Origin of the sequence: Xanthomonas sp. BRIP62411 (assembly GCF_003993525.1) — a bacterium.
GTDB classification, from domain to species: domain Bacteria; phylum Pseudomonadota; class Gammaproteobacteria; order Xanthomonadales; family Xanthomonadaceae; genus Xanthomonas; species Xanthomonas euroxanthea.
On the sequence record NZ_QEZI01000007.1, the window covers coordinates 114,958 to 127,193 of the forward strand.

Consider the following 12,236-nt stretch of genomic DNA (forward strand, 5'->3'; position numbering starts at 1 on the left):
TACTGCGATTTAGAAGTCGTAGCGAGCAGTCAACCGGAACGAACGAGGCGTCTGATAGTTCTGATCGTTCAAATAGTTCGGGCTGATCACATCGCGAGACGCTTCACTGAACTCGTTGTACTCGGTGACGCGGTCATTGTTGAACAGGTTGAAGACATCCAGCTTGATACGCAGCTTGTTATCAGCCCAGTTCGGCATGTACACCGCAGCCAGGTCGAACGTCCAGGTCCAGGGTGTCCGCCCCTCATCACCACGCTGACGCAGCACACGCGTGCCTTCAGCATCCAAGCAATAGAAACTTGAACCACTGTAGTTGGTCAGCGTTCCTTGGTCGGGCTGCGGGATGTCGTCCAGCGGGATATAACCTTGGCAATTGACCGGACGGCCGGACTGCAGAATCAGATTGCCGCCGAGCTGCCATTCCGGTGTGAGCGCGTAAGCGCCGAACAGCTTGAGTGTGTGCTGGCGATCGTTGGGTGTCGGCCCGTAGGTGCCGTCGGTGAACAGACGGTGGTCGAAGTCCTGCGTCAGGCCCGGATCTTCCTGCTCCAATGTGGAATTGACGTAGCCCTCCACATTGCCGCGCGTTCTGGCAAATGTATAGGAGCCTTGGAAATTGAATCTTTCCCCGGTGCGCTCCCAGAAGAACTCCAGTGCGGTGTGAATGCGCCGATACTCGGGAAGGCCGAGATACGAGGCTGGTAGGGTTGCCAGTTCCACTTCACCATCGCCATTCAAGTCGACATTGATGGTGACGTCGCTACCCGGATTCAGGAAGTAGCAGCTCGGGACCGAACTCGGATCAAAGTCGGTAAAGCCATTGTCTGCGGCCCAATCGATCCACGGATTGGTCGTGCAGGTATCGTCCATCCCCGATTTCACTTCGCGGCGGATCATACGTGCGCCCGCCATCCAGTTTTCCGTCAGCTGCAGTTGCCCACCCAGAATCACCTCGTCCTGATACATGGGCGAAAGATTGGTGGACGCAACCGAAGCCGGGTTTGGCGCAACCAGCGAGCCGTTGGTCTGAGTCGCACCGATCTGGGCGCCCTGGCCGACCGGTGTGCCGTCTGCTTCACTCCAGCCGTTGACGAAGTACCAGTTGGAGACCGTGGATTCGGCACCCGTTGCACGGATGCTTGAGTTCGTGGCGACCGGAATGTAGTACCGACCGGCGGTTCCGAACAGCTTCAAGCTGGCATCGCCGAGCACGTCCCACGAGAAACCAAGCCGTGGCGCGAGTTTGTAATCCGATTCTACCCAGGCAATACCGTCGCCATTCTTGTTTTCGAACTTCTCCCCGCGCAAACCAAGCACGGCGAGGAAGTTTTCCGTCACCCGCCAATTGTCTTCGACATAGAAGGCGCTGTTGATGTTTTCATAGGTGGAGCTGCTGGTCTGATAGACACGGGAGCGCGCGTAAAGCGCACCACGTGGTACCAATTGACCATTCACCGTCCGCCCCGGCTGGCCAGCAAAAGCGCCAGTGGCCACGGCATTGCCGGGAACCGTGTAATACGCCCAGTTGATTCCGCCGGCGTAGGTCTGACCGCGATGACTGGACTCGTACTTTTCCTGATCCACACCAAAGCGCACGCGGTGGTCGCCCAACACCCACTCGCCATCAACGCGAAATGCCTTGCGGATGTCCTCGTCCGGCTCAGCATTGCGATCGGCAACCGTTGAGATCGTGCCAGGGTTACAGCCGATGTAGCGATCGACCACGCTGGTAGTCAGGCCGAAGCTGTAGGCCCACGGACACTCACTGCCGGCCGGATCGGTCGGCAGGCGTGAGTCAATGAGATTGCTCAAATAGCCGTATTGCGCCGACAAGGTGAAGTTGTCAGTGAAATAGCCGGTGTATTTGAGGATGCCGACCTTGCCGCCGTTTTCCATCTCGTACTGTTCGATCGGCGCTTCGTGGCGACCGACGTTGTAACGGCTCTCGCCGTTGGCGTCCGGGTTGTATTCGTAGGTGCTGTACTTGGTTTTGGCCTGGTTGTAGATGCCGGTGAACTCCACCAGGTTGCTGTCGTTGATGTACCAGTCGAGTTTGACCAGACCTTGCGGCGTGGTGTCGCGCCGACGTTCGCTGTTGACCGATCTGAAAATATCGATCGTTTCGTTGCGGCCCTCGGCCATGGCGAAGAAGAACAATCTGTCCTTGATGATCGGACCACTCGCATACGCCGAATAGATGGTGCTGTCGAACTGGTTGTCGCTGCGATATTGGTAGAGCGGATCCGCAGCATCCGGATCACGATCACGCACGTTCTTGCCCTTCGCGGCTCCCCAATCCGGAGCCCACTCGACGCTGCCACCGTAATGCCAGTCATTGGAGCCGGACTTGGTCACGATACTTACAATGCCGCCCAGCGAGCGACCGTACTCGGCCCCATAACCACCGGTCTTCACCTGCAGCTGCGCGATCCCCTGGAACGGCACATTGGCGAACGACAGGAACGTACGCATGTTGGTGACGTCGAAGCCGTTGATGTAATAGCCGTTTTCGGCCACTGAGGAGCCACCGAACGAAGCAAGATTGCCGTTGCCGAGACCGTTGTCGCCTAGGCCGCCATCGCCTCTGGTGGCACCAGGAGCCAGCAAGGCAACCGAGGAAACGTCGCTGGCTACAGGCAGCGAGATCATCTGTTCGGCCGTGAATACCGTGGTGGATTCCACCGAGGACACGTCGATGGGATTGAGCGCGCGTGTACCCACCACATTGATCCTGTCCAACTCGGTGGTTTGCTTCCCGAACAGCACCTGCGAGCCGCTACCGACCTTGACCTCGACCTCGCGGGTGACCCCGTCTGCGGTGATCACATATCTGCCTGGAGGCAGCTGACTGAAGGTGAATCGGCCATCGGCAGCAGCGGTGGCCGAGCGGCTTACACCTGTCTGGGGGCTTTGGATGGCAATGGTGCTGCCAGGCTCCACGCTACCGAAGATGGAGCCGACCGCGCTCTGGGCCTGGACACCGCCGGCAACGCACATGCTCAGCGCAATGCTCAACGCGCTGCGTGTGATGTTCTTGGACAAAGACCTACGAACCCCTGGACGTGTCATTCCTCTTTCTCCTGATGAAGTACCTTCACAACGCCTGCAAACCGTGGGACCCAACTGCACTGCGGCGCAGTTGAGGTGGGGAGCCACTTCGAGGGAACGCCGACCAGCCCGGCGTATCACTTTCCTGAAGGGAGTCTGAAGATTAACCCAAGATTTACAGATATGTCATTTTCCGGGAACTTTTTTATGAAACAGGGCTATCGGACCAGGACCTGGTCAGCTGTTTCGTGTAGGGATGCTTATCTGATCGAACACAACCGGTTGCGATTCGCGCCTGGTGAGGGCAATGAGTACGCGTCTGACCATCCCGATAGGGAGGGCGGCTCGATCAGCAGGCGCAGCTTTGCCGCGACTGGGTCTTCGCGGTGCGGGCTGGGAGTGAGATGGCGGTCGCCGTGAACAGGCAAGCGCTGCGCCGGTTGTCAGGGCTGGCGGCTAAGGGCCTGCATCGGTCATGCAGGGCGTATGCAAGCAACCGGCGGCGAGCGGACGCATAGAGTGATCCAGACCAGATGGTCTCAATCGGCGCTTGGCCGAGTTACCCGATGCGTTTGCGGCCACTTAGTGTCCGGCCAGGAGAGACGTGGCCAGGGACTCGAAAAAAAACGAATGACGTACAGGCGACAGATCGCTGGCGCACGGTGTTTGTAGCAGGTTGCAGGAGCCTGACTTGCTACATCACCCCAGGCAGCACGGTCTGCAGTGCAGCGTTCTCTGCCGCGCAGGCTGGCGATTCCGCCAGCGCGACCGGCTGCTTCGCACGTGCCTTGGCGATCTCGCGACGTGCGGCGGTGAGATCCTTCTGGAACTCGGCATTGTCGTGCAACGCGGCGACGGTGGCGGCGCCCATGATGCGGCCCTGCAGGACATCGCTCTGCCAGTGCACGTTGCAGACCAGGCGGCTGTCGCCGAAGGCGCGGCCGCGGGCGAGCAGGGCATCGCGTTGGGCGGGGACCAGCTCGGCCAGGATCAGGCCCCAGCTCCAGCCGATGGCAGTGTGGCCGGAGGGATAGGAGCCGTTCTTACGCAGTGCCGCGTCGTCGCCGGGCGTGCACATCGGTTGGTCGTTGCGCATGAACGGGCGGGGGCGTTGGTAGCGCGCCTTCGCTGCGCTGGTGCTGGTACTGGCATCGCGCATGCTGCGCTCCAGCAGGCGCAGCAGGTGCGGGGTGTGGGCCTGGTCGATCTGGATGCCGAGCGCGCAGCTGAAGTGGGTGGCGGCTGCGGGAAACCCCAGCGCGGCGTCCCGTGTGGCCAGGTCCCAGCGCGGTGTGCCGCGCAGGGCGAGCATGGACGTGGCGATGGCCTGATCGTTGGCGAGCGCGGCGCTGCCGTCCTGCGGCGGCGGCGGTACCAGGCGCAGGCTGTCGGGCACGTGTGTCTTTTCCAGGTAGCCATGTGCATCGGTGGCGATCACCGAGCCCGTCGCGGCGACGTTATCCCGCGCGCTGGCGATGCCGCATCCCCAGGCCAACACGGCGATGGCGGCGCTGGTCAGCGTCCGGGAACAAGCGCGGGCAATGCGATGGGACATGGACCAACCCTCGGACAACACAGATGGATGAGGTCGCAGATTACGACGCGCAGATGACATCTGCATGCAAGCGCGGCGCAGCGCTTGCGCGGGATGCACTGCGACTGTCGCGGCACTGTCACCTGGCCGTCGCATCGGCGCAAGACAGCTGTCGCACGCTTGCCGTCATCTTTTGACTCGTTCCCTGCCGCCCATGCCCAAGACCCATCTCTTAAGTGCCGCTGTCCTCACCGCGCTCGTGCTGTCGCCGGCCGCCCATGCTGCCGACCCCGACGTGACTGCCGACACCGGCACGACCGTGCAGCAACTCGATGCGGTCTCGGTGATCGGCCAGGGCGAAACGCGTCAGGTGCAGCGCATCACCCAGCAGGACATCCCGGTGTTGCCGCCGGGTACCAGCATCCAGAAGCTGCTCAACCGCATGCCGGGCGTGAACGTGCAATCCAACGATGCCTTCGGTGCCAACGAGGAGTCGCAGACGATCAGCCTGCGCGGCTTCAACGGCACGCGCCTGGGCTATACGCTCGACGGCCTGCCGCTGGGCGACAACGCCTACGGCAACTACAACGGCCTCAACATCAGCCGCGCCCTGATTGCGGAAAACTTCGGCGGCGTGGAGCTGGCCTCGGGCATCGGTGCGCTGGGCACTGCATCCACCAGCAATCTGGGCGGCACCATCCAGTACTACTCGGCCGATCCGTCAAGCGTGTTCGGCGGGCAGCTGTCGCAGACGGTGGGCTCGGACGCCAATCGCCGCACCTTCCTGCGTGTGGATACCGGCGACTACAACGGCTTTTCGGCCTATCTGTCCGGCATCAATGCCGAAGCCGACATGTGGACGCGCCCGGACTCGCCGACCACCACGCGGCAGTTCAATGCCAAGGGCGTGTACCAGTTCGATGGCGGCAAGCTGACCGCATTTGCCGATACCTCGCGCACCTCGCAGGCGGACTATGCGTATCTGTCCAAGAGCGGCATGGCGCGTGGCCTGGGCTGGGACTGGAACCTGTACGCACCGGACTGGAACCGCGCGTTGGCCGCGGCGTACTGCGCACCGGCCACGCGCAATGCGGCGCGCTGCGGTTTCAGCGGCGGCGTGGACAATGTCGACGATGCCTACTACCAGAGCCGCGCCTTGCGCGACGACGATCTGTTCTACGTGGCCGGCGACTTCCAACCCAACGATGCGATCAGCCTGCACACCCAGGTCTATCACCACGAAAACAAGGGGCAGGGCCACTGGTGGTCGCCGGGCCAGGCATCCAATCCGGGGACGCCGCAGGCGCTGCCGATCTCGATCCGCAGCACCAATTACTGGATCAACCGCACCGGCGGCATCGCGTCGCTCGGCTGGAACCTGGGCGCGCATCACCTCGAAGCCGGGCTGTGGTACGAGCGCAATCACCACGATGTGGAGCGCAATTTCTACTGGATCGACGGGCCGGTCAGCGACGACAAGTTCCTGCAGGATCCGGATCGCCGGCTGTTCTCGCAGAACTACATCATCACCACGCGGCAGTTCTACGTGCAGGGCAACTTCAAGTTCCTCGACGAGCGCCTGAGCGTGGATCTGGGCATCAAGAGTCCGAGTACCGAAATGACCGCGCGCGAGACGCCGGGGCTGGCGGTGGAAGCACCGGTGGCGACCGGCTCGATCAAGGCCAGCGAGTCGGTGCTGCCGCAGGTCGGCCTGGGCTATCGCATCGCCGACGGGCAGGAGGTGTTTGCCTCGTACGCGGAAAACATCGCCGCGTTCCAGGGCGGCGGCGCCGGTGGTCCGTTGCTGGTGACGCAGGCCTCGTTCGATGCCAGCGCCGGTGCGCTGGAGCCGGAAAAGTCGCGCACCGTGGAGGCAGGTTATCGCTTCGTGCGTGACCGCTTCGAAGCCTCGCTGGTCGGCTACGACGTCACCTTCGACAACCGCCTGCTCTCGCTCAATCCCTGCGCCAGCATCCAGCAGGGCACCACGCCGGCCTGCACCACACGCTTCTTCAACGTGGGCTCGGTGAGCAGCCGCGGTGGCGAACTGACGGTGATCTGGAAGCCGACCAGCTACCTGCAGTGGTACAACTCGGCCTCGATCAACCGTTCGACCTACGACGACAACTATGTGCAGAACGGGGTGACCATTCCGACCGCCGGCAAGACCACGGTGGATACGCCAAAGCGCATGTTCGCCAGCGAAATCGCGTTCAACTACGCCAACTGGAACATCAATCTGCGCAGCAAGTACACCGGCCAGCGCTACTACACCTACACCAACGATCAGGGCTTTGGCGGCTACACCTCGTTCGACGCAGGCGCCGGCTACGACTTCGGCCAGGCCGGCGTGCTGCAGGGGCTCAAGCTCTCGCTCAACGTCACCAACCTCACCGACAAGCGGTACGCGTCCAACCTCACCGCGTTCGCCAACAGCGATCCGACTGGCCGCCAGCTGGCGTTCCATGCCAGCGCGCCGCGGCAGGTGTTTTTGACGCTGGATGCCAAGTTCTGAGGACGGGAATTGGGAATCGGGATTCGGGAATCGTAAAAGCGGGTCTTGTTGCTGTTTAGGAATTCCCGATGCCGGATGATGCTGGGCGTCTTCGTGGTTGGCAAACGTTGTGACGCGTCGTTAGGTGGGCATCGACCGTGCTCGGCAACGCAGCGCATCAGCGATCCATGAGACGGTAACCAGCACCTGCCACGCCGGCTTGACGATCAGGGCCAGCGTTTGATGGCAACACTCAGTTGGAGAAAGGCATGATGCAGTTCCACCGTATCTGGCTGTTGGGGGCAATGATGGTCGGCATGAGCGGGCCCGCGTTGGCAGAGGCGCCGTTGGCGAAGACGGTGCAGATCTTTGCGCACCGTGGCGCCAGCGCACTGCGCCCGGAACACACCTTGGCCGCGTATGCCAAAGCGATTGTCGATGGCGCTGATTTTGTCGAGCCGGACCTGGTGTCCACCAGGGATGGCGTGCTGGTGGCGCGCCATGAGAACGAGATCGGCGGTACGACCGATGTGGCCAGTCACCCGGAGTTCGCTGCGCGCAAGACCCGCAAGACCATCGATGGTCAGGCGATGGAAGGCTGGTTCACCGAGGATTTCACCCTGGCCGAATTGAAGACGCTGCGCGCGCGCGAGCGTCTGCCGCAGTTGCGCGGCACGCGCTGGGATGGGCAGTTTCAGATCGTCACCTTCGACGAGATCATCGATTTTGTCGCAGCCGAATCGGCGGCAACCGGGCGCAGCATCGGGCTGATTCCGGAGATCAAGCACCCGAGCTATTTCAGCCGGCTGCATCTGGCGATGGAAGACAAGGTGCTGGCGAGCCTGCGTGCGCATGCCTACACGCAGACCGCGCCGGTGGTGATCCAGTCGTTCGAGACCGGCAACCTGCGTTATTTGCGCGGCAAGATCGGGCGCAGCAGCAACATTCGCCTGCTGCAGTTGCTGGCCGGCGCGCAGATGGCGTTGCCCGATGCGGGCGTGGGCAGCGCGCCGCGGACCTACTGGCAGATGATCACGCCCGAGGGGTTGACGCAGGTCGCCAGCTACGCCGATGCGATCGGCCCGGACATCCGCAGCATCATTCCGCTGGATGCGCAGCAGCGCCTGGGCACGCCGACCAGCCTGGTGCACGACGCGCATGCGGCAGGACTGCAGGTGCAGCCGTACACGTTCCGCCCGGAGAACTACTTCTTGGCTGCCGAAAACCGCAGCAGCGGCGCGGTGACCGAGCGTAACGACGCCGGTGCACTGGCCGAGCTCAAGACCTATCTGGACGCCGGCATCGATGCCTTCTTCGCCGACGATCCGGGCCTGGCACGGCGTGCGTTGCAGGGGCAAGCATCGCGCTAGGCAGCGCCTTTGTAGGAGCGTGCCTGCGCGCGATGGGGCGGTCCCGGTAATGCCCTGTCGCGCGCAGGCACGCTCCTACGGGAACCAGCGGCCGTTTTGGTGGTTGCTCCATGCAGGCACTAGCTGCCCGGTGGGCGCTCGCGCGGTGGGAAGTGCAGCACCACGTTGTGCGAGCCGTCTTCCTGGCGCTGCCACAGCACCGGCACCTGGCGCGGCGGTGGCGGTTCCAGCACGTCGTGCTCGCCATTGCTCACTTCCCACGCAGCATCTTCGTCTTCGTCCTCCCAGCTGTAGCGCGGCCTGGCCTGTTGCGGGTCGCGCAGGCGCAGCAGCAACGCGGCGATCAGGCCGGCCACCGCGCCGCCCAGATGCGATTGCCAGGACACGCCGGCTTCGTGCGGCAGGATGGTCAGCAACATGCCGCCATAGAACAGGAAGGCGATCATGCTGGTGGCGATCGCCGGGCGGTCGCGGCGCAGCAGGCCCAGCACGAACACCAGGAACATCAACCCGTGGGTGACGCCGCTGGCGCCCAGATGCCGGCTGCCGGGCTCGCCCAGCAACCACGCGCCCAGGCCCGAGCCCAGCCACAACAACGGCAGCGCCAGGGCGGTGGCACGCGGATACACGCTGCCGGCCAGCGTGCCCAGGATCAGTAGCGCGGCGGCATTGGCGCCCAGATGCGCGAGCGAGCCATGCAGCAGCGGTGCGGTGAGGATGCCGAGCAGGCCGTCTGCCTGCAGCGGTGCCACCGCCCAGGCGCGCCAGTCGAACATGCCCTGGGCGGTGAACACCGCCACCAGCAGCAGCACGGCGGCCAGGCTGAAGTTGAAGGCACGCAATACCCGGGAACGATCCAGGCGGTCTTGCGCGGTGGCGTCGGCGGCGGTAACAGGAGGCGGTGTCATACCTTCACGGATGGCGTCGCGCGGATTTTTTACAAGCTATCCGCCTCGGGATAAGCAGGCCCGACGACGGGATAATCCAGCCCCGCCACCGAACATTGGCGCAGCGGCCGCACGGCACCATGCAGGTGACCGGGGCGCGACACGAACATGCGCGGCATCACGCCCTCGCCAGTTCGGCCCGGGAACGCTCCAGCGACCTGGCGCCTGAAATCCCGGCGGCCTTGAGAGGGGATTGAACGGTGTGGATGCCTCGGTCCTAGGGCAGACGATCTGCGGCTTGGCTGCAGGGCCCTTGCCCTCCCACCATCGCGGGACACGCCGCAAGTACGTCCATGTAGGCTCTTACGCGGCATCCATGCCGCGTAAGGTCCCGCGACGGTGGGCGGGCAAGGTCCCGTCGAGAGAGTCGGTGTGCGTAGTTACCAGCAATGCACGTGTAGCTACCGCTCCCGATTCCCGAATCCCGAATCCCGAATCCCAGCCCCTCAGTGCCTGGCCGGCTTGGGCGGCCGCAGCAGGCTCAGCACGATGGTGAAGACCAGGATCACGATCACCACTGCCAGCGAGACCAGCACCGGGATCTTGTACAGATCGATGATCATCATCTTGGTGCCGATGAACACCAGGATCACCGCCAGCCCATACGGCAGCAGGTGGAAGCGGTCGGCCATGCCGGCCAGCAGGAAGAACATCGCACGCAGGCCCAGCACCGCGAACACGTTGGAGGTCAGCACGATGAACGGGTCGGTGGTGATCGCAAAGATCGCCGGGATGCTGTCCACCGCAAAGATCACGTCGATCACCGCAATCAGGATCAGCACCACGAACAGCGGGGTGAACCAGCGCTTGCCGTCCTTGATCACGCTCAGCGCATGGCCGTGGTATTGCGGACTCAGGCGCAGATGCCCGCGCATCCAGCGCAGCACCGGGTTGGCTTCCAGATCCAGCTCCTTGCCGGCGGAGAACCACATCTTGATGCCGGTCAGCAGCAGGAACGCGCCGAACACATACAGCAGCCAATGGAACTTGGTCAGCAGCACCGAGCCGGCAAAGATCATGATCGCGCGCAGCACGATCGCGCCCAGCACGCCGATGATCAGCACGCGCTGGCGCTGTTCCTCGGGAACGCCGAAGTAGGTCATCACCATCAGGAACACGAAGATGTTGTCGACCGCCAGCGATTTCTCGACCAGGTAGCCGGTCAGGAACTCCAGCCCGATGCGGTCGGCTGCCGCGTCGCCCATGCTGCCCTGCAGGTACCACCACAGGCCGGCGTTGAAGGCCAGCGCCAGCAGCACCCAGCCGATGCTCCACCAGGTGGCTTCCTTGAAGGTGACCTTGTGGGCACCGCCGTGGCGCATCAGCACCAGATCGACCAACAGCGCCACGATCACCACGATCGCGAAGCCGCCCCATAACCAGACATTGCCAATGGTTTGCATAAAAGAATCCCGAAAGTGAAACGACCTGGACAGCCGGTGGGCTGAGGCCTTGTGACACGGAAATCGTGGATTCCGGGTGACGGACCTTCGCCTGCGCGGCGAAGGTCTCGCTCACAACCGGCCTGGCCGGTTGCCGTTGCACCGGAGCCTGGCGGGCAGGACTCGTCATGACGGCGACAACGCTGGGAGCTACTCCCCTTCTGCGCCCGATTCTGCGTGCCGGAGGGCAGGCACGTCAATCCAGCCGGATACAATGGGCGGATGAATACTCCAGTCCCCGTCGTCCGACTCAAGAATGCCTGGCGCTCCAGCCACCCGTGGATCTTCCAGAAGCTGGTGGAAAAGCCCGCCGCCAAGCCCAAACCCGGCACCATCGTCGATGTGGTCGGCGTGGACGGGGAGTGGGTCGGCCGCGGCTTCTACAACGGCCACTCGCGCATCGCCGTGCGCATCCTGGAAACCGACCAGTCGGTGCCGGTGGATGCGGGCTGGTTCTCGCGCAAGATCGCCGCGGCAGTGAGCCTGCGCCGCGACTGGCTCAAGCTCGACGCGGTGTCCGATGCCTGGCGCGTGGTGCACAGCGAAGGCGACGGCCTGTCCGGCCTGGTGGTGGACCGCTACGGTGACCTGGTGGTGGTGGAGTTCTTCGCCGCCGGCATGTTCCGCCACCGCGAGTGGATCTACGAGGCGCTGCGCGCGCAGTTCCCGAACTGCCGCTTCCACAGCTTTGCCGACGAACACGTGCAGAAGCAGGAAAGCTTCGATTTCCACGGCAATACCACCACCGAAGCATCGGTGATCACCGAGTACGGCATCAGGTTCCGCGCCGACCCGGCCGGTGCGCACAAGACCGGCTTCTTCGCCGACCAGCGCGAGAACCGCCAGTGGCTGAGCGAGCAGGTCGAGGGCAAGAGCGTGCTTGACCTGTGCTGCAACACCGGCGGCTTTGCGGTGTATGCGGCCGCGCGCGGTGCGTCCGAGGTGCTGGGCGTGGACATCGACGAGGACGTGATCGCCATCGCCAAGGGCAACGCCAAGCTCAACAACGTGCGGCCCAAGTTCGTGCAGGCCGACATCTTCCCGTGGCTGCGCGATGCGTCCAACCGCGGCGAGCAGTTCGATGTGGTGATCCTGGACCCGGCCAAGATGACCCGCGACCGCGAGCAGGTGATCCCGGCGCTGAAGAAGTACCTGGACATGAACAAGCTGGCGCTGGGCGTGGTCAAGCCCGGCGGCCTGTTCGCCACCTTCTCGTGCACCGGGCTGGTGGCCGAGCAGGAGTTTCTGGACATGCTGCGGCGCGCCTCGTATTTCTCCGGGCGCACCATCCAGATCCTGAAGGTGGCCGGTGCCGGTCCGGACCATCCGTTCATGGCGCACGTGCAGGAATCGCGCTACCTGAAGGCTGTTTTCTGCCGCGTGATCTAGCGCGGCGACCAA

At 63.5% G+C, this 12,236-nt stretch carries 7 protein-coding genes; 3 read left to right on the top strand and 4 right to left on the bottom strand.

Translation table 11 applies throughout. The annotated features are described in order from the left end of the window. Window positions 1-9: 9 nt before the first annotated feature. Window positions 10-3,069: a carboxypeptidase regulatory-like domain-containing protein gene (locus EO139_RS04050; RefSeq protein WP_126969401.1), complete on the bottom strand. Its 3,060-nt coding sequence runs from the start codon at window positions 3,067-3,069 to the stop codon at window positions 10-12. A 673-nt stretch (window positions 3,070-3,742) separates the two neighbouring features. Next, window positions 3,743-4,603, bottom strand: coding sequence for a phosphatase PAP2 family protein (locus tag EO139_RS04055; RefSeq protein ID WP_126969403.1), 861 nt, complete (start codon window positions 4,601-4,603; stop codon window positions 3,743-3,745). A 193-nt stretch (window positions 4,604-4,796) separates the two neighbouring features. Here EO139_RS04055 and EO139_RS04060 point away from each other — a divergent pair, with 193 nt between their 5' ends. Both EO139_RS04060 and EO139_RS04065 read left to right on the top strand, forming a co-directional pair. Further along, window positions 4,797-7,097, top strand: coding sequence for a TonB-dependent receptor (locus EO139_RS04060; protein WP_126969405.1), 2,301 nt, complete (start codon window positions 4,797-4,799; stop codon window positions 7,095-7,097). A gap of 248 nt (window positions 7,098-7,345) precedes the next feature. After that, window positions 7,346-8,446, top strand: a complete 1,101-nt coding sequence (locus EO139_RS04065; RefSeq protein WP_164739721.1) for a glycerophosphodiester phosphodiesterase — start codon at window positions 7,346-7,348, stop codon at window positions 8,444-8,446. A gap of 119 nt (window positions 8,447-8,565) precedes the next feature. Here EO139_RS04065 and EO139_RS04070 read toward each other — a convergent pair whose 3' ends face one another. Both EO139_RS04070 and EO139_RS04075 read right to left on the bottom strand, forming a co-directional pair. After that, window positions 8,566-9,354 (bottom strand): rhomboid family intramembrane serine protease, encoded by a 789-nt coding sequence (locus EO139_RS04070; protein ID WP_104585918.1) that lies wholly within the window; start codon window positions 9,352-9,354, stop codon window positions 8,566-8,568. A 485-nt stretch (window positions 9,355-9,839) separates the two neighbouring features. Then, window positions 9,840-10,796 carry a TerC family protein gene (locus EO139_RS04075; RefSeq protein ID WP_126969409.1) on the bottom strand — a complete coding sequence of 319 codons (957 nt, stop codon included), beginning with the start codon at window positions 10,794-10,796 and terminating at the stop codon, window positions 9,840-9,842. Between the two features lie 261 nt (window positions 10,797-11,057). On the opposite strand from EO139_RS04075, the gene EO139_RS04085 reads away from it, so the two are divergent. Next, window positions 11,058-12,224 (top strand): class I SAM-dependent rRNA methyltransferase, encoded by a 1,167-nt coding sequence (locus tag EO139_RS04085; RefSeq protein WP_126969411.1) that lies wholly within the window; start codon window positions 11,058-11,060, stop codon window positions 12,222-12,224. The last annotated feature ends 12 nt before the right edge of the window (window positions 12,225-12,236 follow it).

What these genes read in the sequence shown, in the direction of transcription:
- EO139_RS04050 (WP_126969401.1), bottom strand. Translation starts at nt 3,069, where the DNA reads ATGACACGTCCAGGGGTTCGTAGGTCTTTGTCCAAGAACATCACACGC.
- EO139_RS04055 (WP_126969403.1), bottom strand. Translation starts at nt 4,603, where the DNA reads ATGTCCCATCGCATTGCCCGCGCTTGTTCCCGGACGCTGACCAGCGCC.
- EO139_RS04060 (WP_126969405.1), top strand. Translation starts at nt 4,797, where the DNA reads ATGCCCAAGACCCATCTCTTAAGTGCCGCTGTCCTCACCGCGCTCGTG.
- EO139_RS04065 (WP_164739721.1), top strand. Translation starts at nt 7,346, where the DNA reads ATGATGCAGTTCCACCGTATCTGGCTGTTGGGGGCAATGATGGTCGGC.
- EO139_RS04070 (WP_104585918.1), bottom strand. Translation starts at nt 9,354, where the DNA reads ATGACACCGCCTCCTGTTACCGCCGCCGACGCCACCGCGCAAGACCGC.
- EO139_RS04075 (WP_126969409.1), bottom strand. Translation starts at nt 10,796, where the DNA reads ATGCAAACCATTGGCAATGTCTGGTTATGGGGCGGCTTCGCGATCGTG.
- EO139_RS04085 (WP_126969411.1), top strand. Translation starts at nt 11,058, where the DNA reads ATGAATACTCCAGTCCCCGTCGTCCGACTCAAGAATGCCTGGCGCTCC.